This is a genomic window from Amycolatopsis dendrobii, from assembly GCF_014145675.1.
GTDB classification, from domain to species: Bacteria; Actinomycetota; Actinomycetes; order Mycobacteriales; family Pseudonocardiaceae; genus Amycolatopsis; species Amycolatopsis dendrobii.
On sequence record NZ_JACGZW010000005.1, the window covers coordinates 113685 to 134055 of the forward strand.

Consider the following 20371-nt stretch of genomic DNA (forward strand, 5'->3'; position numbering starts at 1 on the left):
CGAATCGACTGCGTGGCCACACTTTTCGGGCAGCGTGGGCGGAGCCGCGGATCAGCCGATCGGTCGATGCGCGATCAGCCGAGGTGGACGGTCTCCGCCCCGATCGCCGGTTCGACGTGCACCGCCGCCGCGGTCAGGCGGGGCACCGCGGCGATCAGCCGGTGTTCCAGGCTGTGCGCCAGTTCGTGCGCCTGCTCGACAGTGAGCGTGTTGCCGACCTGGATGGCGAGTTCCGCGCGGAGGCTGTGGCCGATCCAGCGCATCCGGACCTCGCGCACGCCCTCCACGCCGGGTACCGCCGCGGCTGTTTGCTCGGCCAGTTCTACGGTCGCCGGGTCGACGGCGTCCATCAGCCGCCGGAAGACCTCCTTGGCCGCGTCGCGCAGGACGAACAGGATCGCGACGGTGATCAGCAATCCGATCACCGGGTCGGCCGCCGGGAAACCGAGCGCGACGCCGGCCGCGCCCAGCACCACCGCCAGCGAGGTGAAGCCGTCGGTGCGGGCGTGCAGGCCGTCGGCGACCAGGGCGGCGGAGCCGATTTCGCGGCCGACGGTGATGCGGTACCGGGCGACGAGTTCGTTCCCGGCGAATCCGACTGCCCCCGCCGCGGCGAGCACCCAGAGCTGCTGCACGGGGTGCGGGTGCAGCAGGCGGTCGATCGCTTCGTACGCGGCCAGCGCGGCTGAACCGGCGATGATCAGCACCACGACGACTCCGGCCAGGTCTTCGGCGCGGCCCAAGCCGTAGGTGTAGCGGCGGGTCGCAGCGCGGCGGCCCAGCGCGAAGGCGATGCCCAGCGGGAGGGCGGTGAGGGCGTCGGCGAAGTTGTGGATGGTGTCGCCGAGGAGGGCCACCGAACCGGTGACCGCGACCAGGGCCAGCTGGATGACGGCGGTGCCGAAGAGGGCGGCGAACGACCAGGTCAGGGCCCGGATGCCGCGTCGGCTGGTTTCGAGGGCGGTGTCGACGCGGTCGGCGCTGTCGTGGCTGTGCGGGGCGAGGAGGTGCTTGACGCGGTGCCGCCAGGTCGCTGGCTCGTCGTGCCCGTGCCCGTGCCCGTGTCCATGCCCGTGGCCGTGACCAGGGCCGGAAGCGCCATGCCCGTGCCCGTCCCCGGGCTGCGAACGGTCCCGTCCCAGCTCTGCCATCGACCACTCCCGGATGCTCGAAACCCGCACGCGACCGGGCGGACGCGCCGGCCGACTACCAGCATACCTGCGCAGATGCGCAGATAACCGAGAAGGAACGGTAGCATCAGGGCATGCACTCCTCCCTGCCGGACTTCGACATGCCCTCCGACGAGCAGGTCCACCTGGCCGCGGAAAGCTTCCGCCTGCTCTCCGACCCGACGCGGATCAAGGTGCTCTGGGCGCTGCTGCAGGGAGAATCGTCGGTGGCCTGCCTCGCCGAACTGGCCGGAGCCGCGCCGACCGCGGTCAGCCAGCATCTGGCGAAACTCCGGCTCGCGGGGCTGGTGAAGGGCCGCCGCGAGGGGACGTTCGTGTACTACTCCGCCGCGGACGAGCACGTGCGCGGACTCCTGGCCCAGGCGCTGCATCACGCCGATCACGTGGATCGCGACATTCCCGGCGGTGACGCCCAGCCGCACCGGCCCCGGATGCGGAACGCCTGAGACCGTCAGGCGGCCTTGGCCTCGACCAGGTGCCGCAACGGTTCCGGCAGCACGTCCCAGACCTCGTCCGCCACCTGCACCGTTTCGCGGCCCAGCACGTCCAGCACCACACCGGCCCGGTGCACGGCCTCCGGATCCCTCAGGCCCGCCCGGTGCGCGATCCGTCCGACGAATTCCTCCAGTTCGAAGCGTTCCCCGCTGCCGCCGCCCGGACGCAGGACGTCGGCCAGTTCAGCCGGCAGCCGCACTGCCAGGCTTGCCGCCGCTTCCGGGGAGATCCGCTCGGACAGCGTCCGCAGCACGGCGTGCGCGACCCGTTCGGCGTCGCGGGAGTCCGCGAGGCAGGCCCGCCTCCGGATCAGTTCGACGATCTCGTTCATCGTTCCCGGATACCCGGGGCAGCCGCCCGCAATCGCCCGGTTAGCGGCACTACCACCGGGTACCAGCGGTCCATGGATCATTCAGCGACGTCTCCCGCACCGGCCGAGCAGGCGCAGACCGCGCTGCGCCGGCTCCGTCGCGAAGCCGGTGCCGGCGGCTACGAATCCCCCTCGGAGCTGTACCGGACGCTGGGCTTGCTGAGCCTCCTCGCCGACGACCTCTCCGAACTCCTCCCCGATTTGTCCGGCCAGCTCGAGGAAGCGCTGCTCGCCGGGCGCGTGCGGCATCATTCGGGCGACGCGCAGCAAGCCTGCGACGCGGTCGCCTCGGCCGCGCACAGCATTTCGGTCGCCCGCTTCACCGCGCTCCTGGTCGGTCAGGAAATCCAGAAGGCGCAGACCGCGATCCGCGATCTCGCTGCCGCCTGACACCGGTTTTGTCCCGTTCCGCGCGGGTACCCGGCGAGGAAAGCGCTGTAGCGAGAAGGGAGCATGATGGCCGACAGCGATCCGGCTGAGCCCGAAACGCTCGATCAGTCCGAATCCCTCGACGAGGACGAACTGCGGGTCGACCCGTTGGAGGCAGGCGTCGAACCGGCCGAACGCTGGAGCCCGGCGACCCGGCAGGCCACGACCCCCGCCGAGGCGCGCGAAGGCGAGCCGCTCGGGAACAGGCTCGCCGAGGAACGCCCGGACGTCCAGCCCGTGCCGAACCCGCCCGACGACGAGACGCTCGCCCGGGCCGAGGCGGCCAAGGCCGTGGCCCCGGACGAGGATCTCCCGCAGCGCCGGTCGGACCCGGATCCCGCCGAGCAGGCGGACGAGGCGGGCGGTTCCGTCGCGAAGTCGATTCGCGAGGAATAACCCGCCGCGACAACGGAAAAGTACGGCTGCGGAAAGGAGTACCCATGCCGACGGTCACCACCCGTTCCTGGGCCCGTCCGGTCGTCGCCGTGCTCGGGCTGGTCTACCTGGTCCTCGGCATCGCCGGGTTCTTCGTGCCGGAAACCGCGCACGCCGGGCACGACACCACGCGCGTGATCTGGCTGTTCAGTTCCAGCACGGTGCTGAACATCGTCCACACCGCACTCGGCTTGCTCGGGGTTTTGGCCGCACGCAAGCTTTCCGGCGCGGTCGCGTACTGCTGGGTGCTGTTCGTCGCGTTCACCGGGTTGACCGCGTACGGGATACTCGCGACGGCGTTCAGCACCGCACGCGACGACCCGGTGAACCTCAACTGGGCGGACAACTGGCTGCACGGGCTGACCGCGCTCGTCGCCTTGGCCGTCGCGCTCGGCGGCAGCCGCGAACGGGCTTAGGGCCGACGCCAGCTGTTGTCCGGGAAGGCCGTGCCGGCCTGCGCGCCCATGCGGATCAGCCCGCCGTCGACCACCAGGGACGAACCCGTGATGTACCCCGCCGCGGGGGTGGCGAGGAAAGCCACCGCCGCGGCGACTTCACGGGCGTGCCCGGGGCGGCCCAAGGGAATTCCGGGACGGTCCCGCTCACGCGGGTCGACGTCGGTCTGGCCGGTCATCGGGGTCGAGATCTCGCCGGGTGCCACGGAATTGACCGTGATCCCGTGCTCGGCGAGTTCGAGTGCGAGCACCTGGGTCAACGCGCCCGCACCGGCTTTCGCCGCGCAGTACGGAGCGGCGCCGACGCGGGGCACGTGTTCGTGGACGCTCGTGATCGTGATGATCCGGCCGCCGCGGCCGGCGTCGATCATGTGCCGCGCGGCGCGTTGCGAGCACACGAAAACGCCGTGCAGGTCGACGTCCACGACGCCGCGCCAGGTGTCGAAGTCCATGTCCATCGCGAGTTCGCTGCTGCCGGTCCCGGAGCAGTTCACCAGCACGTCGACGCCGCCGAGTTCGCCGGCGAGGTCGTCCACGACGCTCGCCGCGGTCGGCAGGTCGGTCAGGTCGAGCTGCCACACGTGCGCGGCCGCGCCCTGTTCCCGCGCCTCGGCGGCGGTCTCCTCCGCTCCGGTTTTGTCGGTGTGCCAGGTGATTCCGACGTCCACTCCCCCGCCGGCGAGCGCGACGGCCACCGCCCGGCCGATGCCGGAATCCGCGCCGGTCACGACGGCCGTGCGCGGTCCGCCGGTCTCCTCGGGCAGCGGTGCTGGGTCCACCATGTCCTCTCCTTTCCTTGCGGTTCAAGCGGTCGCCCGGCGGCTCGGCCGCTTGGCCAATTCCTCCACCGCGGCCACCACTTCGGCCGGGTCGATGCCGTCCAGGCACGGGTGCCCGGGGACCGGACAGGTCCGGGCGCGGCTTCCCCGGCACGGCGCGTGCTGGTCGCCGAGCAATGCCGCCGGGACCCCGAACGGAGCCCAGCGCGCGGCGGGAACCACCGGCGCGAACAGCGACACCACCGGGGTTCCGACCGCCGCCGCCAGGTGCGCTGGGCCGGTGTTCGGGGCGACGACGGCCTCGGCGCCGGCGAGTACCGCGGCCAGTTCGAGCAGGGTCGTGCGGCCGCTCAGGTCGACGTCGGCGGTGCTCCCCTCCGATTTCGCGCCGGTCACGACAACCCGGTGTCCTGCCTGGACGAGCGCGTCCACCATTCGTCCGCTGTGGACCGCAGAGGGGCTGCGCGCCGGGACCGAGGCTGCCGGGTGCACCACGACGTAGTCGCCGATTCCGGTCAGCGCCGAGACCTCCGGCAGCGGGCCGCGGATCGCGAGCCGCCCGTCGTCGCCAGGAGGCAGCGAGCACCCGGCGGCTCGGGCGAGCGACAGCATCCGCAGCGCTTCCGGCGGATCGCCCGGTACGCGGTGGCGCAGGTCGAGCAGGCTGCCCGGGTAGTCGTCGCAGATCGCGCCGATCCACGGCACCCCGGCCAGGCGCAGCACCAACGCGAGCGGCAATGGCGACTGGTGGAACGAGGTGAACACGAAAGCCGCGTCGAAGCCAGTCAGCTGGTCAGCGAGGGCGTCGATCGACGGGCGGGTCAGCGGCGGCGGTTCGGGGTCGATCCACGGCGCGCGGAAGACCTGCACCTCGTCCACGCCGGGCAGCAGTTCCCCGGCAGCGGCGCCGTGCGGCCCGGCCAGCAGCGTGACGTGCTCGGCCCGCGCGGCGACCGCCCGGATCGCCGGACCGGCCAGCAGGACGTCGCCGAGATTGTCCTGCCGGGCCACGACCACGCGCTTCACGTGCCGACTCCGGCTTGGCGCAACGCATCCGCGAGATCTCGCGCCACCAGCGCTTCCCGGCGCGCGCGGTCGATCTCGGCGGGCAGGGTGCGGGCGGTCGGGACCAGCACGGCGCGCGCTCCGGCCGCGAGCCCGGCTTCGACGTCCGCGCCAGTATCGCCGATGACGACGCAGCGCGAGGGGTCGACCGACAGTTCTTTCGCCGCCCGCCGGACGAGTTCCGGAGACGGTTTGCGGCAGCCGCAGCCGTCGTCGGCGTCGTGCGGGCAGACCTGCCAGGTGCCGAATTCGCCGAACAGCTCGTCCACGCGAGCGTTCACCGCGGTCAGTTGAACCGGTTCGATCAGTCCTTTCGCGACTCCGGACTGATTGCTCACCACGCCTACCCGGACGCCCTTCCGCCGGAGTTGCCGCACGAGGCCGACCGCTCCGTCGACCGGCCGGACCTGTTCTGGATCGGCCAGATACGGGATGTCGTGGATCAGCGTGTCGTCGCGGTCGAACAGCACGGCCTGCGGGGCAAGCGAACGGCGGGCGGCGATTTCCCCGCGCAGCCGGTGATAGCAGGCGGCGGGCGGGATCAATGCGCTCGTCACGAGCATGCGCGCGATCTCGCCGGGCGCGGCCGGCCCGGAACGGATGCGTTGTGCGGCAAAAGCGCCGGTCAGCCCAGCCCAAGCCGCCAGGGCGACGCGACGTTTCCGGGGCGCGAGCGCGGCGACGGCGGCGGTGGCGACGGTCAGTGCGTGGCGTCCCAGCATTCCGCTGCCAGCGCCGGTTCGCTGCCGCCACAGGACACCGTGTTTGTACCGCATTCGCGCGTTGTCCGCGTTGCCCCGCTGGGCTTTCACGCTGGCGAAGAACCCCGAACGGCGCGCCGGATGGGTCGTGACGCGCTCGCCGCGCTCGATGCGGTGTCCGTTGAGCACGACGCGCAGGGCCAGGTCGGAGTCTTCCCGGAACGCGCGCGGGAATCGCTCGTCGAAACCGCCGGACTCGACCAGTGCCGAACGCCGGTAGGCCATGTCCGCGGTGATCCAGCGCGCCGTTTCCAGCCCGGCGGTGCCGCGTTCGTCGTCGGTGGGTTTCCGGTTGCCCGGCAACGGAACCACGATCCTGGCCTGCGACGCGGCGGCCTCCGGCGGCAGCCGGGCGAGGTCGGCGACCAGCCGGGCGGGCCAGTCGGCGGCGAGGACCACGTCGTCGTCCACGAAGGCGATCCAGTCCGATTTCGCCGCGCGCCAGCCGACATTCCGCGCGGCCGCCGGGCCCCGCCCGTACGACCGCAGCACCCGGACGCCCTCGGGCGTCTCCAGCACGTTCCCTTGTGGACGGTCGTCGACCACGATCACCTCGGCCGGGCCGGGGCCCTTGGCGGCGCCGAGCGTGTCCAGCAGGGTCCGCAGCGCGGGGCGGCCGGTCGTCGGGATCACCACGGCGTAGTCCGGGAAAGTGTTCACCCGCGCCGGTTTACCCCGCATCGGCGCAGGCAAACGGAACGTATGACAGTGCGTGCGCCGGGGTACCCGCAGCGCGACCGACCTACAGGAGGTGCGATGACCACGCTCGACGACCGGGCCGCCACGCTCGCGATCACCGACCCGGCCGACGGGAGCCCGGTCGGCGCGGTCCCGATGGCCAGCCCGGACGAACTCGACGCCGCGCGCGGCCTCGCGCATCGGGCGCAGCCGGGCTGGGACCGGACGCCTGCCGCCGAACGCGGTGCGGCCCTGCGCTCCGCCGCCGACCGGCTGCGCGCGCACGCCGACGACCTGGCCGAGCTCAACCGGCGCGAAACCGGCCGTCCGCTCGAGGAAGCCAAGGCCGGGGTGCTCGCCGGGGCCGGAACCCTCGGCCAGTACGCCGAACTGGGTCCGGTGCATCGCGGCCGCAGCCTGCTCGGGGACTTCGCCGCCACCGATCTGATGGTCCCGGAGCCGCGCGGGGTGGTGGTCGCGCTGACTCCGTGGAACGACCCGGTCGCCGTGTCGTGCGGGCTCATCGGCGCGGCTGTGGTCACCGGGAACACTGTTGTGCACAAGCCCAGCGAACGGTGTCCGCACACCGGAACGCTGTTCGGCGAGGTTCTTGCCGGAGTTTTCCCCGAAGGCGTGCTGCAGACCGTCCACGGAGACGGCCGGATCGGCGCGGTGCTGGCCGCGCGCAGCGATGTGGACGTTCTCGCGCACGTCGGCAGCACCGCCACCGGCCGGTCGATCGCGGCGAGCGCGGCGGCGACCGGGGCGAAGGCGCTGCTGGAGAACGGCGGCAACGACCCGCTCGTGGTGGACGAGGACGTTGACCCGCGCTGGGCCGCTGAGCAGGCCGCGCTCGGGGCGTTCGCGAATTCCGGGCAGATTTGCGTTGCGGTGGAACGAATCTACGTGCACCGCGCGACAGCCGAGGCATTCACCGAAGCGCTCGCCGGAATCGCCCGAGGGCAGACGCTTGCCCCGCTGGTGGACACCCGGCACCGCGACCACGTGCATTCCCACGTCGAGAACGCCGTAGCACTGGGCGCCGAAATTCGCGCCGGCGGCCAGATTCCGGCCGGACCGGGCGCGCATTACCCGGCGACCGTCCTCACCGGATGCACCAGCCAGATGCGCGTGCTGCGCGAGGAAACCTTCGGCCCGGTCGCGCCGGTGTGCGTGGTGGATTCCTTCGAACACGGGCTGGCCGAGGCCGCCAACGACGATTACGGGCTCGCCGCGACCGTGCTCACCGCGTCGATGGAGCACGCACAGCACGCGTGGCGGGAGCTGGCGGTCGGAACGGTCAAGGTCAACGCCGTTTTCGGCGGCGCCCCCGGCGGGGCGGCTCATCCGCGGCGCGGGAGCGGTTCGGGCTATGGCTACGGACCTGAACTGCTCGACGAGATGACGCAGACGAAGCTCGTCCACCTGGGCGCGCCCGTACGCGCGTGACGCCCGAACTCGACCGCACGCCGCTGGGCTGGGCGGCCCGCGCGATCCGCGTCCCCGGCAGCGAGCGGCGCACCGTGCTGCAGGCCGCCAAGGCGACCGTCGCCGCCGTGGCGGCCTGGCTGCTGGCCACCCGGGTGATCGGGCTTTCCCAGCCGTTTCTCGCGCCCTACGCGGCGATCTTCCTGGTGGAAGCGACCGTCTACCGGAGCCTGCTCGGCTGGGCGCAGCAAGTCGGCTCGGTGACGCTCGGGGTGCTGCTCGCCGCCGGGGTCGCGCAGGTGGTGCCGGAACAGACGGTGACGCTGGCGATCGTCGTCTTCGCCGGGTTGCTGGTGGGCTCGTGGCGGCGGTTCGGCGGGTCCGGCGTGTGGGTCGGGGTGACCGGGATGCTGCTGGTCACCTACGGGACCGCGCGAAGTTCGGAACTGCTCGGCGACCGGCTGCTGGAGACCGCCCTCGGCGCCGCGATCGGGCTGGCGGTGAACGTAGTGATTTTCCCGCCGCTGTACGGGGAACGCGTCGCCGCTGCCGCCGATCGGCTCGCCTCCGCGCTCGCCGGGCTGCTGGAAGACACCGCCGAGCTGGTACGGACCGACGAACCGCCGGAGAACCTGGACGAATGGCTCGGCCGGGTCAGCGACGTGCGCAGCCTCGCACGAGCGGCTGAGGACGCGTCCGGGCTCACCCGGGAAGGCCGGTTTCTCAACCTGCGCAAGCGAAGCCGGCATTCCGGGACGCAGCACGAGGCCTCGCTGCGGACGCTCGGAGCGTTGTGGCCGCCGGTAGAGCAGCTGGTCGAGGCGGTGCGCACGACGTCGGAGGGACGGGAGCCGTTCGTCTATCCGTGGCCGAAGGCGCGGGACGCGCTCGCTGACCTGTTGCTGGAGCTCGCCACGGCAGTGCGGGACACCGCGGTTCCCGGGCGCGCGGCGGATCTGGAGCGCTGCCGGTCGCTGGTGTGCCAGGTCGAGGACCGGCTGGTCTCCTCCGACGACGGGGTGACGGCGACGCTCGGGCTGGGCGCGATGGCGTTGCCGGTCCGCCGGCTGCTGCGGCAGCTGGACCAGCACTGATCGACCCGGCGCAGGACACGGCCGAACTGTCCGCCGCGATGGCGGTGCCCGGATTGACCCGCCCCTAGGCGGGTACCCGGGCCCGATGACTTCCCGACGGATCGCAGTGACCGGCGCGACCGGCAACATCGGCACCGCGGCAGTGCGCGCGTTGGCGGCCGACCCCGACGTCGAGGCGATCACCGGCCTCGAACGGCGTCCGGCGGGTGTTCCGCCGCCCAAGACGGAGTACGTCGGCGCCGACGTGGCGCACGACGAGCTGGCTCCCGTCCTGCGCGACGTCGACACGGTGGTCCACCTGGCGTGGCTTTTCCAGCCGACCCGTCGCCCGGACCGCACGTGGGAGACGAACGTCCGCGGCTCGCTCCGGCTGTTCGAGGCCGCCGCGGCCGCCGGGGTGCCGACGCTGGTCGTGGCGTCCTCGGTCGGGGCCTACTCCCCCGCCGCCGACGACCGTCCGGTCAGCGAGGACTATCCGACGCACGGCTGGCCAGGCGCCGCCTATCCGCGCGAAAAGGCTTACGTGGAAAGGCTTCTGGACTCCTTCGAACGGGCCCATCCGGAGATCCGCGTGGTACGGGTCCGGCCCGGGTTCGTTTTCCAGCGCACGGCGTCCACCGAGCAGCGGCGGTTGTTCGCCGGGCCGTTCGTGCCCGGCAGCCTCCTCCGGCCCGGACTGGTGCCGATCGTGCCGGACATCCCGGGGCTGCGGTTCCAGGTCGTGCACGCGGACGACCTCGCCGACGCCATCCGGCGCTGTGTGCTGCGGCCGGTTTCGGGTGCGTTCAACATCGCGACCGACCCGGTGGTCGACCCGCGGCTGCTCGCTCGGCTGCTGCGCGCACGCCGGGTGCCGGTCCCGGCCGGGCTGGTCAAACCCGCGCTCGCAGCGGCCTGGCGCTTGCACCTGGTGCCCGCGACGCCCGGCCTCTTCGACACGGTGCTGCGGCTGCCGGTGATGGACACGTCGCGAGCGCGGTCCGAGCTGGAATGGCAGCCGGAGTGGTCGGCGGAGGCGACCGTGCGGGAGTTCCTGCACGGCTTGCGCCGCGGGCAGGGCGGGGCTACTCCGCCGCTGGCTCCGGACGAGCATCGGAGGCACGAGATCGCGACGGGAGTCGGACAGCGGCCGTGAGGGGAACCCTCAGGCGATCTGATTCCCTCACGCACCCCCGCCGCGATGGCGCGAAGGCGACCGATCCGCGCCACGCCAGCCAGCCCGTCACGAAGCCGGGTACTGCTGCTTCCCCAGCACCTCGGCCAGATGCACCGCGTTCCGGACCAGCGTCGCGTTCGTCGAGGCGACCGCCTCGGGAGTCTCGTCCAGATCCTGGTAGTCGCCGCCCTTCATCGCTTCCCCGTTCCAGTACGTGCCGCCCTGGGCCGGGATGGTGAAGCCGATGTCGTTGAGCGACTGGAACAGATCCGCGGTGATCTTGTGCGCTCCGTCCTCGTTGCCGACCACCGCGACGACCCCGACCTTGCCGAACATCCCGGGGCGGCCCTCGTCGTCGGTCTCGGATTGTTCGGCGTTCAGCCGTTCCACGACCCGCTGCGCGACGCTCGACATGTGGCCGACCCAGGTCGGCGTCGAGATCAGCACGATGTCCGCGGCCGCGACCTTGCGCCGGATCTCCGGCCACGCGTCGCCGTCGCCCATGTCCGCCTCGATCCCGGGGCGCACGTCATGGTCGGCCACCCGGACCAGTTCGCCGGTCGCCCCCCGCTCCGCGAACAGGTCGAGCAGCTGCCGGGCGATCAGGTCGCTGCTGGAGCGGTCCGGCGAGCGCTTGAGGGTGCAGCCTAGGGCGAGAACACGCATCAGGAACCTCCACGGGGGTGCCGACGCCGATCCGGGCGAACCCGGCCTCGGCGAGAATGCCCGGATCGAGCACATTGCGGGTGTCGACCACGACCGGCCGGTCCGCCGCTTCGGCGAGCCGCCGCCAGTCGAGGTCGCGGAACTCCGGCCATTCGGTGAGAACAGCCAGCGCGGCCGCGTCTTTCGCGACCAGATAGGGATCGTCCACGACGGTCCCTCCGTCCATTTCGGACTGGACAGCCGGGTCGTACGCGGTGACCTCGGCGCCTTGCCGGACCAGTTCGGCCGCGACCGCGACCGCCGGGGAATCGCGCACATCGCCGGTGCCCGCCTTGAACGCCAGGCCCAGCACGCCGATCCGGACGCCGTCCAGCGAACCGTCCGGACGCCCGGTCGCCGCCGTCCGGATCGCGCGGACCATTCGCGTGCGCTGCCGGGTGTTCACCCGCACCGCGTCGCGAAGCAGCCCGAACTCGACGCCTGCCGAATCCGCCGCCCGCAACAGCGCGCTGGCGTCCTTGGGCAGGCAGGACCCGCCCCAGCCTGGGCCGGGGGCCAGGAAATGCGGCCCGATCCGCGGATCGAGGCCCATCACCGCGGACACGTCGCGGACGTCCGCGCCGCACTGTTCGCACAGTTCGGCCAGCGTGTTCGCGTACGACGCCTTCACCGCGAGAAATCCGTTGCTGGCGTACTTGGCCAGCTCGGCGCTCGCGCTGCTCGTGCGCACGACCCTGGCTCCGGTCGGCGCGTAGAGCCGCGCGACCCGGTCCGCGGCGAGCGAATCCGGCGGATCAGCACCGACGACAACGCGGTCCGGGCACCGGAAGTCATGCACGACATGGCCTTCGCGCAGGAACTCCGGGTTGCTGACCACCGGAAGGTCAGCGCGGCCGAGATACTCCGGAACGCGCTGGGCGGTCCCGACCGGCACGGTCGATTTCGTCACCACGATCGTGCCGGACGCGAGCACTCGGCCGAGGTCGCCTAGAGCGCCGCGGAGCGCACGCAGATCCGGGGTGCCGTCTTCGCCGGGCGGCGTCGGCAAGCACAGGAACACCATCGTCGACCCGGCGACCGCGGCGAAGTCGCCGGAGAAGGCCAGTGTGCCCTCCCTGAGCCCTTTGGCAACGAGCTCGGCCAGTCCCGGCTCGGCGAGGTCGACTTCCCCAGTCCGCAGCCGGGAAACCTTGGCCTCGTCAATGTCCACAGCGGACACTTGATTGCCCATCGCGGCGAAGCACGCCGCCGTCGTCAGCCCGACGTAGCCCGCTCCGAGGACACCGATCCGCTCAGCCATGCGACACCCCTTGGCGCAGCACCGACTGGGCCGCCGCCAGCACGCGATCGGGGCTCAGCAGCAGCAATCCGGCGTCCGGTTCGGTGCCGTGCGGGTCGCCGACGTCTCCTACCCACAGCACGACGTGCTGCGGAGCGTCCGGCGGCGGGCCCCAGCACCGGGGCGGCGTCGGGCCGAAGAGCAGGACCGACGGCGTGCCGAAAGCGGTCGCGAGGTGACCGACGCCGGTGTCACCGCACACCACCAGCGCCGCTTCGGCCACGAGCGCGGCCAGTTCGGCCAGCCCGGTCCGGCCGGCGAGCACCGCCTCCGGGCCCAGTCCGGCGAGCGTCGCGACCTCCTCCGCCAGTCCGCGTTCGGCCGCCGCGCCGGTGAGCACCACGCGCTGCCCGGCCGCGGCCAGGTCGCGCGCCACTTCCGCGAACCTCTCCGGCGGCCAGCGCCGGGCGGGAAACGCCGCGCCGGGGTGCACCACGACGGCCCCCGGCGCCGGACTCGGTCCGGGCGGCGGGGAAATCCGCAGGTCCCGGCGGTCGGCGGAGCACTGGCCGTATTCGACCAGCCGGCACCAGCGGTCGACCTCGTGGATGCCCGGCGTCCAGTCCAGGCCCGGGATCTCCGGGACCGCCGGGTTCCGGTGCGTGAGCAGCGCGTCCGGCAGGACGGCCGTCAGGTCGCGGATGCTCTCCGGGCCGTTGCCGTGCAGATTCACCGCCAGCCGCGGGGGCGGGCCCGGCCAGTGCAGCGCGCCGAGGCCGGGGGTGGGGAGCAGTTCGTCCACCGCGTCGACCAGTTCGACCAGGTCCCGCAGCCATTCGGGGGCGGCCAGCACGAGGCGCTCTTCCGGGTGCGCCTGGCGCAGGCCGCGCAGCGCCGGGACCGCGGTGAGCAGGTCGCCGATTCCGAGGGCGCGCAGAGCCAGGACGCTCATGGCCACGATCCCTCTTCCGAAGCGCACACCACGAGCTCCCGCACCTCCGCGTCCGGCGGCTGGCCGAGCGCGAACGCGATCGTTCCGGCGACGTGTTCCGGCCGGTTCAGCTTCGCGTCGGCTGGCGGGCGGTACTGCTCCGTCCGGTCGTCGAAGAAGCGAGTCCACATGCCGCCCGGCACCAGCAGCGTCACCCCGACCCGGCCCGCGAGCTCCGCGGCCAGCGCCCGCGTGAAACCGACGACGCCGAATTTCGAGGCGCAGTAGGCGGTCGCGTCGCTGACGGCCTTGATACCGAGCGTCGAGGACACGGTGACGATCCGGCCGTGGGACTGCTCCAAATACGGCAGCGCGGCCCGCACCACGGCGACGGTGCCCAGGAGGTTCACGTGCGCAACCCGCTCCCAGTCCTTCGCCGGCACCTCGCCGAGCGGACCGCACGCGTCGATCCCCGCGGCGGTCACCACCCCGTCGAGCCCGCCCGCCCGTTCGGCCACCTCGCGTACGGCTTGCTCGGCCGCAGCGGAGTCGGCGAGGTCGACTCGCACGAATTCCGCCCCGTCGGCGGGCCGGGCGCGGTCGAGCACCCACGGGGTGCCGCCTTCCGCGCGGACCGCTTCGGCCGTCGCCGCGCCGAGACCGGACGCGCCGCCGGTGATCAGGACATTGCCAAGAGAACGCATCAGACTCCCTCGAAGATTCACTGGCCCGCCGCGGCGGCGACCAGCCTCGTCGTCGAATAGCCGGGCAGGGTCGGCACCAGCACGACCTCGCCGCCGTACCGCTCGACCACCGTCCGTTCGGGCAGCTCCGCCTCGGCGTAGTCGCCGCCCTTCACCCAGACATCCGGCCGCAGCCGCTCCAGGATCGCGACCGGGGACGATTCGTCGAAAACCACGACCGCGTCCACAACGGACAGTGCGGTCAGCAGACGGGCCCGGTCCGGCGCGGACAGCAGCGGACGTCCCGGGCCTTTCAACCGGCGCACGGAACTGTCCGAATTCACGCACACCACGAGTGCGTCGCCGAGAGCGCGCGCCTGGCGCAGCAGGCTGACGTGCCCGGGGTGCAGGAGATCGAAACAGCCGCCGGTCGCGACGAGCCGCCCGCCCGCCGCGCGGACTCGTTCCGCTACCGCAAAGGCATTTCCCGCCGAGTAATCCTTTGGGTCCGCAATGGACACCCGGCCTTCCTCGACGGACAGTGCGCTGGCCCCGCCCGCGGCGACGAACCGAGCTGCCGCATCGACCGCGACGCGCACGGCCTCGGCAACCGAGGCGCCGTCGAGCAATCCGGCCGCCGCGGCCGCCGCGAACCGGTCGCCCGCGCCGCAGGTGTCCGTCGCGCTGCCGCTGACTTGCGCGCCTTCCGGCACCGAAATCCGCCGCACCGACTTGCCGTCGTCCACCAACGCACCCCGGGAACCGATGGTCACGGCGACCGCGTCGGCGTGCCAGCGTTCCCGCAGCAGACCGGGCAGCTCCAGCGCGTCCGGCACCGCCGCGGTCGCCTCACTGGCGTTCGGCGTGACCAGGCGCGTTCCCGGCACCGGCTCGGCCCCGCGCGGATGCGGGTCCCACACCACCGGGATCTCGGCCGCCAGTTCGGTCAGCACCTCCCGCAGCCGCGGGTTCCGCGTGACGCCCCGGCCGTAGTCGGCCACCAGGATCGCCCCGGCGCTCCGCAACGCGCGCTCCGCCCGGTCCGGCAAGCCCTCGGCGGACGCGGTTCCTTCGCCGGAATCCAAGCGCACCAACGATTGCCCGGCCGCGCGAATCCGGGTCTTCGACACGGTGGCGCCTTCCAGCGGGACCGGCACCAGGGTCACTTCCGGTTCGAGCAGACCGGCGAGCGTGCGGGCGGAACGATCGTCGCCGAGCGCGGTCACGAGGACCACTTCAGCGGCCGACCGGGCCGCCAGCAGCGCGGCGAGACCCGCTCCGCCGGCACGCAGCCACCGGCTCGTCACGTCGACGACCGGGACCGGCGCGTCCGGGCAGAGCCGTTCCGCGACGCCCTCGGCGTCCACGTCGAGGAACACGTCGCCGACCACCACCAGCGGCTTCACGCGGGCACTCCGAGCGCGTCGTCCAAGGCTTCGCACAGTGCGTGCACCAGCGCCAGATGCAATTCCTGCACCGTCGCCACGCTCGGCGCGTCGACCGCCACCGCGTCGTCGCACAGCGCGGCGAGCGGATTCGGCGCCGGTCCGGTGAACGCCCAGGTCGTCACGCCCATCTCGTGGGCCGTTTTCGCCGCCGCGACGACGTTTTGGCTGGTGCCGCTGGTCGACAGGCAGACGAGCACGTCGCCCGGCCGTCCGTGTGCGCGGACCTGGCGGGCGAACAGTTCGGCTTCGTCGTAGTCGTTGCCGATCGCGGTCAGCGCCGAGGTGTCGGCGTGCAGCGCGATCGCCGACAGCGGACGGCGCTCGCGGCGAAACCGGCCTACCAGCTCGCCGGTCAAGTGCTGGGCCTCGGCGGCGCTCCCGCCGTTGCCGCACGCGAGCAACCGCCCGCCGTTCTCGAAAACAGTGGCCAGGTACCTGCCCCACGCGGCAATGCGCGGGGTGGCGAAACGCAATCGCTGCGCGGCCGAACACAAGTCGGCGAAGTGGTCTGCCATGACGGCACCTCCTCGAAAAGTCAGCGGTCCCGGTGACGCCGGACCAGGAACGGTCCCAACGCCAGAACGTCCACCGGAGCCGAACCGAAACACTCCAACGCGTCGCGCGGAGAATCGGCCATCGGCCGCCCCGCGGTATTCAGGCTCGTGTTGACGACGACCGGAAGACCGGTCCGGTCCGCGAACCCGGAAAGCATCCGGGCGGTCCGCGGGTCGTCTGCCGGGTCAACCGTCTGCACCCTGGCGGTACCGTCCACATGGGTCACCGCGGGCAGCCGGTCGCGCCACGCTTCGGCGACGTCGTGCACGAAAAGCATGTAGGGACTGGGGAACGGGCCGCGCGAGAAGATCTCCTCCGCGCGGTCGGCGAGCACCATCGGGGCCACTGGGCGGAATTGCTCGCGGCCCTTCACGTCGTTGAGCCGCTCCAGGTTGCCGGCGCGGCCGGGGTGCGCGAGCAGCGACCGGTGCCCGAGCGCGCGCGGGCCGAATTCGGCGCGGCCTTGGAACCAGGCCACGATCCGGTCGTCCGCGAGTGCCCCGGCCACCGCGTCCGAAACGTCGTCCGGACGTTCGTAGTCCAGTTTCGCCTTCTGCAGAATGGATTCCAGCTCTTCGTCAGTCCATTCGCGACCGAGGGCGGCGTCGGACATCGGTTCGATCCGCTCGCCCGCGTCGGCCGCCAGCTGAAGGGCGGCTCCGAGCGCGGTTCCGGCGTCTCCGGCGGCAGGCTGAATCCAGACCGCCTCAAAGGGGCTTTCCGCGTGCAGCCGCGTGTTGGCGACACAGTTGAGCGCGATCCCGCCGGCAAGGGTCAACGTGCGTTGCCCTGTCCGCTCGTGCAGCCAGCGAGCGAGGTCGAGGAGCACTTCCTCCAGGACTCTTTGGACGCTGGACGCGAGATCGGCGTGCCGTTGCGCCGGTTCCTCGCCAGGAGAGCACCGCGGGGCGAGTGCGGCCCAGTCGATCGGCTCGGTGCGAAATCCCCCGTCCCCGGTCACGTAGACGCGCTCGCGGAGGTAGTCGAGATGCACTGGTCCGCCATAGGAAGCCAGCGCCATGACTTTGTACTCGTCGCTCGACCGCGCGAATCCCAGGTGCTCGGTAAGGTCCTCGTAGAACAGCCCCAGCGAGTGCGGAAGCTTTTGCGCGGCAAGTTCCTTGAACCGTCCGTCGCGATACTCGCCAGCCAGGTACGACGTGCTTTCACCGCGCCCGTCGGCCACCAAGACCGCTGAATCGCCCGGCGGCCCGGCGAGCGCGGCCGACGCGGCGTGCGCGACGTGGTGCCGGACGAACCGGACCTTCCGCCGGTCCAATCCGGGCAGTTCGCTGGCGAGGAATTTCGGGGCGCGGCGGGCGAGTTCGGTGCGCAGTTCCTCGCCGCTGGGGTCGTGTCCGGCGAGGCCGGGTTCGACCAGGTCCGGATCGTAGGAAAAGCCGACCGCGTCGAGGTCGGCCGCGGTGAGCCCGGCCCGCTCCAGGCACCAGCGGGCGGCCTGCCCCGGCTGTTCCCACGCCGAAAACGGCACCGCCTGTTTGCCGTGCTTGCGCCGGCTGAACCGCTCTTCCTCGGCCGCCGCGACGATCCGTCCGTCGACGACGAGCGCGGCGGCGGGGTCGTGGAACACCGCGTTGATTCCCAGGAAGCGCACCCGCTCACCCCTTCGCTCCGGCGCGGACCCCGGTGGTCCGCTGTCCCGGGAGCACTACCCGGCGAAGTCGGGGATAAACGAATCGGCCGGAAAAGCCCAGGACGTCGCTACTCCCCGAAGCGACGCCCGGTTACGCGGCAGCTGCCTGCTTCCTGGAAAACCACTCGACGGTCCGCCGCAGCCCTTCCCCCGCAACGACTCGCGGCGCCCAGCCGAGCGCCCGGCGCGCGAGCGAAACGTCCGGGCACCGCCGCCGCGGATCGTCCACCGCCGGGTCGGCATGCACGATCCGCGAGGAAGATCCGGTGATCGCGATCACCTGCTCCGCGATCTCCCGCACCGAAAGCTCGTGGGGGTTGCCGATATTGACCGGCCCGGAATGGTCCGACCGTGCCAGCGCGAGCAATCCTTCGACGGTGTCGTCCACAAAGCACAACGACCGCGTCTGCCGCCCGTTGCCTTCGACGGTGAGCGGTTCGCCCGCGAGCGCACTGGTGATGAACGACGGCACCATCCGCCCGTCGTCCGAGCGCATGCCGGGGCCGTAGGTGTTGAAGATGCGCGCGATCCCGGTGTTCGCGCCTTCGCCGCGTCGCATCGCGCTGGTCAGCGCTTCGGCGTAACGCTTGGCCTCGTCGTACACGCTGCGCGGGCCGATCGGATTCACATTGCCCCAGTAGGTTTCCCGCTGCGGATGCTCCAGCGGATCGCCGTACACCTCGCTGGTCGACGCGAGAACGAACCGCGCCCCGCGCGCCGCGGCGAGAGCGTTCTCGGTGCCTGCCGACCCCACGCGCAGCGTCTCGAGCGGCAGCCGGAAGTAGTCCTTGGGAGACGCTGGCGAGGCCAGGTGGAACACCACGTCCACGGCCCCGGGCACCGGGATCGGCTTGGTCACGTCGTGCTCCAGCAACTGGAACCGCGGATGCCCGGCGACAGCGTCGAGCGCGCCGGGGCGGGCTGTGGCGAGATTGTCCACCGCGGTGACTCTCGCGCCTTCTTCGAGCAGCTTCGCGCACAGTCGCGCGCCTACGAATCCGGCTCCGCCGGTGACTACCGCGTGAGAGAAAACCATGCCGCGCCGGATACCCGCACAGCGCCGCGTTAACCTCCGCGACTCTCGGGTAACCGCCGGGCATGCGAGTACTCCTGACCGGCTGGGCGAGTTTCCGGCACGGCGAGGCCACCGCGGGCGACGTGCTGAGTTTACGCGCGGTGAGCGACGTCCTGACCCAAGCCGGGGTCGACCACCTGACCGTGTGGAGCCCCGCGTTCCGCCCCGAGGGCCCGCACCTGGCCGACGCCCCGCCGGACGCCTTCACCCACGTCGTCTTCGCCTGCGGCCCGTTGCGCGGCACGCAGCTCGAAGACCTCCATCGCCGTTACCCGCGATGCCGGCGGCTGGCTATCGGCGTGTCCGTGCCCGATCCGGCGGACCCCGCGGTCGCCGGGTTCGACGTGGTGCTCGCCCGGGACGACGGCGACGCCTGCGCTGCCGACCTTTCCTTCGCCGCACGGGTCGAATCGCCGCCGGTCGTCGGCGTGGTGCTCGCGCCCGGCCAACCCGAGTACGGCGCGGACCGGCGGCACGACACGGTGCACGCGACGCTGACCGGATGGCTGCGCGACCTCGACTGCGGCCGCGTCCCGCTCGACACCCGCCTCGCCACCGACGACTGGCGCCACTGCGCGACGCCGGACCAGTTCGTGAGCACGCTGTCGCGATTGGACGTCCTGGTCAGCACCCGGCTGCACGGACTCGCCCTCGGCCTGAAGGCCGGTGTCCCGGTGCTCGCCGTCGACCCCGTCGCGCACGGCGGGAAAGTCACCGCACAGGCGCACGCGCTGCGCTGGCCCGCCGTCCTGCCCGCGAACGCCGCGCGGGCCGACCTGGACAAGTGGTTCGAGTGGTGCTGCTCCGCCGAAGCGCGTGCCCGTGCCGCCGCGGAACACCCGTTCCCCGGGCCGCTGGCCGAACTCGTGGGCGCGCTCAAGGAAACGCCGTGAACCGGACGACCGTCGTCGTGGCCACCCGCAACCGGGCCGGGGAATTGGCGCGCACCCTGACCCAGCTGTCCACAATGGACCCGCCACCGCCGGTGATCGTCCTGGACAACGGCTCGACGGACGACACAGCTGGACTCGCCGCTTCCTTCGAGCAGGTGCGGGTGATCCGCAGCCCGCACAATCACGGTGCCGCGGCGCGCAACCAGGGCGTCATCGCCGCCCGGACGCCGTATGTCGCGTTCAGCGACGACGACTCCTGGTGGGCCCCGGACGCACTCCCCCGAGCAGAAAAGCTCTTCGACGTCCACCCGCGGCTCGGCCTCCTCGCCGGACGGACCTTGGTCGGTCCGGAAGAACGGGAGGACCCCATCACCCCGGCCCTCGCGCACAGCCCGCTGGGAACTCCGCCGGACGCGCCCGGCCCGCTCGTGCTCGGGTTCCTCGCCTGCTCCGCGATCGTGCGGCGGTCAGCTTTTCTGCAGGTCGGCGGGTTCAGCCCGATGCTGCACTTCGGCGCCGAGGAACAGCTGCTGTCCTACGACCTCGCCGCGGCCGGCTGGCAGCTCTGCTACGCGGAAGACGTGGTGGCGCACCATCATCCGTCGCCGTCGCGACCGTCGCCGGGCTGGCGGCGACGTGCCGAAACCCGCAACCAACTGCTCATCGGCTGGCAACGACGACCAGCCGGCGTCTGCGCGAACCACCTCCGGCGGTTGCTGGCCCGCGCCCCGCGAGAACCGGGGCTGCTCGCCGCGCTGGCCGCCGCCGCGGTCCGGCTGCCGCCTGCGCTGGCCCGCCGCCGCGTGCTCCCCGCCGCCGTCGAACGACAAGCCCGGCTGACGGAAGGATGAC

Annotated in this window: 22 protein-coding genes; 9 read left to right on the forward strand and 13 right to left on the reverse strand. The window is 72.2% G+C overall.

Translation table 11 applies throughout. From position 1 onward, the window contains the following. Positions 1-74: 74 nt before the first annotated feature. Entirely contained in the window at positions 75-1151 is a 1077-nt protein-coding gene (locus H4281_RS15515) for a cation diffusion facilitator family transporter (protein WP_220507290.1), read from the reverse strand. A gap of 113 nt (positions 1152-1264) precedes the next feature. Between H4281_RS15515 and H4281_RS15520 the strand changes: the two genes are divergently transcribed. After that, positions 1265-1636, forward strand: coding sequence for an ArsR/SmtB family transcription factor (locus tag H4281_RS15520; protein ID WP_067584194.1), 372 nt, complete (start codon positions 1265-1267; stop codon positions 1634-1636). Between the two features lie 5 nt (positions 1637-1641). Here H4281_RS15520 and H4281_RS15525 read toward each other — a convergent pair whose 3' ends face one another. Beyond that, on the reverse strand, positions 1642-2016 hold the full coding sequence (locus H4281_RS15525) for a DUF2267 domain-containing protein (RefSeq protein ID WP_182891623.1): 375 nt from the start codon (positions 2014-2016) through the stop codon (positions 1642-1644). A gap of 72 nt (positions 2017-2088) precedes the next feature. Between H4281_RS15525 and H4281_RS15530 the strand changes: the two genes are divergently transcribed. The 3 genes from H4281_RS15530 to H4281_RS15540 all read left to right on the forward strand — a co-directional run bounded on the left by H4281_RS15530 (position 2089) and on the right by H4281_RS15540 (position 3335). Then, positions 2089-2445: a hypothetical protein gene (locus H4281_RS15530; RefSeq protein ID WP_182891624.1), complete on the forward strand. Its 357-nt coding sequence runs from the start codon at positions 2089-2091 to the stop codon at positions 2443-2445. 63 nt (positions 2446-2508) lie between these two features. Continuing rightward, the gene (locus tag H4281_RS15535; protein ID WP_312872123.1) at positions 2509-2880 is read left to right on the forward strand and encodes a hypothetical protein; all 372 of its coding nucleotides are present in this window, start codon (positions 2509-2511) and stop codon (positions 2878-2880) included. Positions 2881-2924: 44 nt separating this feature from the next. Next, positions 2925-3335 (forward strand): DUF4383 domain-containing protein, encoded by a 411-nt coding sequence (locus H4281_RS15540; protein WP_182891625.1) that lies wholly within the window; start codon positions 2925-2927, stop codon positions 3333-3335. Here H4281_RS15540 and H4281_RS15545 read toward each other — a convergent pair. From H4281_RS15545 to H4281_RS15555, 3 genes are read right to left on the reverse strand one after another with little or no spacing between them, the layout of a single operon-like run. Beyond that, positions 3332-4156 carry an SDR family oxidoreductase gene (locus H4281_RS15545; RefSeq protein ID WP_182891626.1) on the reverse strand — a complete coding sequence of 275 codons (825 nt, stop codon included), beginning with the start codon at positions 4154-4156 and terminating at the stop codon, positions 3332-3334. The genes H4281_RS15540 and H4281_RS15545 overlap by 4 nt on opposite strands. A gap of 21 nt (positions 4157-4177) precedes the next feature. Then, positions 4178-5179: a glycosyltransferase family 9 protein gene (locus H4281_RS15550; RefSeq protein WP_182891627.1), complete on the reverse strand. Its 1002-nt coding sequence runs from the start codon at positions 5177-5179 to the stop codon at positions 4178-4180. Beyond that, positions 5176-6660, reverse strand: coding sequence for an HAD-IIIA family hydrolase (locus H4281_RS15555; RefSeq protein ID WP_182891628.1), 1485 nt, complete (start codon positions 6658-6660; stop codon positions 5176-5178). The genes H4281_RS15550 and H4281_RS15555 overlap by 4 nt, the downstream gene beginning before the upstream one ends. A gap of 75 nt (positions 6661-6735) precedes the next feature. On the opposite strand from H4281_RS15555, the gene H4281_RS15560 reads away from it, so the two are divergent. From H4281_RS15560 to H4281_RS15570, 3 genes are all read left to right on the forward strand, one after another. Beyond that, positions 6736-8106, forward strand: a complete 1371-nt coding sequence (locus tag H4281_RS15560; protein WP_182891629.1) for an aldehyde dehydrogenase family protein — start codon at positions 6736-6738, stop codon at positions 8104-8106. After that, a complete protein-coding gene (locus H4281_RS15565) occupies positions 8103-9179 on the forward strand; it encodes an FUSC family protein (protein ID WP_182891630.1) in 1077 nt (358 codons plus the stop codon). Before H4281_RS15560 ends, H4281_RS15565 begins: the two co-directional genes overlap by 4 nt. Before the next feature lie 85 nt (positions 9180-9264). Then, complete coding sequence (locus H4281_RS15570) at positions 9265-10314, forward strand: NAD-dependent epimerase/dehydratase family protein (protein ID WP_182891631.1); 1050 nt, start codon at positions 9265-9267, stop codon at positions 10312-10314. An 87-nt stretch (positions 10315-10401) separates the two neighbouring features. Here the strand turns inward: H4281_RS15570 and H4281_RS15575 are convergent, their stop codons facing one another. The 8 genes from H4281_RS15575 to H4281_RS15610 form a co-directional block, all read right to left on the reverse strand. Continuing rightward, the gene (locus H4281_RS15575; protein ID WP_246411942.1) at positions 10402-10941 is read right to left on the reverse strand and encodes a flavodoxin family protein; all 540 of its coding nucleotides are present in this window, start codon (positions 10939-10941) and stop codon (positions 10402-10404) included. Further along, on the reverse strand, positions 10865-12301 hold the full coding sequence (locus tag H4281_RS15580; RefSeq protein ID WP_182891632.1) for a UDP-glucose dehydrogenase family protein: 1437 nt from the start codon (positions 12299-12301) through the stop codon (positions 10865-10867). Before H4281_RS15580 ends, H4281_RS15575 begins: the two co-directional genes overlap by 77 nt. Beyond that, positions 12294-13232: a glycosyltransferase family 9 protein gene (locus H4281_RS15585; protein ID WP_182891633.1), complete on the reverse strand. Its 939-nt coding sequence runs from the start codon at positions 13230-13232 to the stop codon at positions 12294-12296. Before H4281_RS15585 ends, H4281_RS15580 begins: the two co-directional genes overlap by 8 nt. Beyond that, positions 13229-13915 (reverse strand): SDR family oxidoreductase, encoded by a 687-nt coding sequence (locus H4281_RS15590; RefSeq protein ID WP_182891634.1) that lies wholly within the window; start codon positions 13913-13915, stop codon positions 13229-13231. Before H4281_RS15590 ends, H4281_RS15585 begins: the two co-directional genes overlap by 4 nt. A 17-nt stretch (positions 13916-13932) precedes the next feature. Beyond that, positions 13933-15300 (reverse strand): D-glycero-beta-D-manno-heptose 1-phosphate adenylyltransferase, encoded by a 1368-nt coding sequence (rfaE2, locus tag H4281_RS15595; RefSeq protein WP_182891635.1) that lies wholly within the window; start codon positions 15298-15300, stop codon positions 13933-13935. Next, positions 15297-15857 (reverse strand): D-sedoheptulose-7-phosphate isomerase, encoded by a 561-nt coding sequence (locus tag H4281_RS15600; RefSeq protein ID WP_182891636.1) that lies wholly within the window; start codon positions 15855-15857, stop codon positions 15297-15299. The genes rfaE2 and H4281_RS15600 overlap by 4 nt, the downstream gene beginning before the upstream one ends. Before the next feature lie 20 nt (positions 15858-15877). Beyond that, positions 15878-17512 (reverse strand): carbamoyltransferase family protein, encoded by a 1635-nt coding sequence (locus tag H4281_RS15605; protein ID WP_182891637.1) that lies wholly within the window; start codon positions 17510-17512, stop codon positions 15878-15880. A 130-nt stretch (positions 17513-17642) separates the two neighbouring features. Next, positions 17643-18587 carry an NAD-dependent epimerase/dehydratase family protein gene (locus H4281_RS15610; protein WP_182891638.1) on the reverse strand — a complete coding sequence of 315 codons (945 nt, stop codon included), beginning with the start codon at positions 18585-18587 and terminating at the stop codon, positions 17643-17645. Between the two features lie 62 nt (positions 18588-18649). Here H4281_RS15610 and H4281_RS15615 point away from each other — a divergent pair, with 62 nt between their 5' ends. Then, positions 18650-19519: a polysaccharide pyruvyl transferase family protein gene (locus H4281_RS15615; RefSeq protein ID WP_182891639.1), complete on the forward strand. Its 870-nt coding sequence runs from the start codon at positions 18650-18652 to the stop codon at positions 19517-19519. Beyond that, positions 19516-20370, forward strand: coding sequence for a glycosyltransferase family 2 protein (locus H4281_RS15620; protein WP_182891640.1), 855 nt, complete (start codon positions 19516-19518; stop codon positions 20368-20370). Before H4281_RS15615 ends, H4281_RS15620 begins: the two co-directional genes overlap by 4 nt. Position 20371 lies beyond the last annotated feature (1 nt).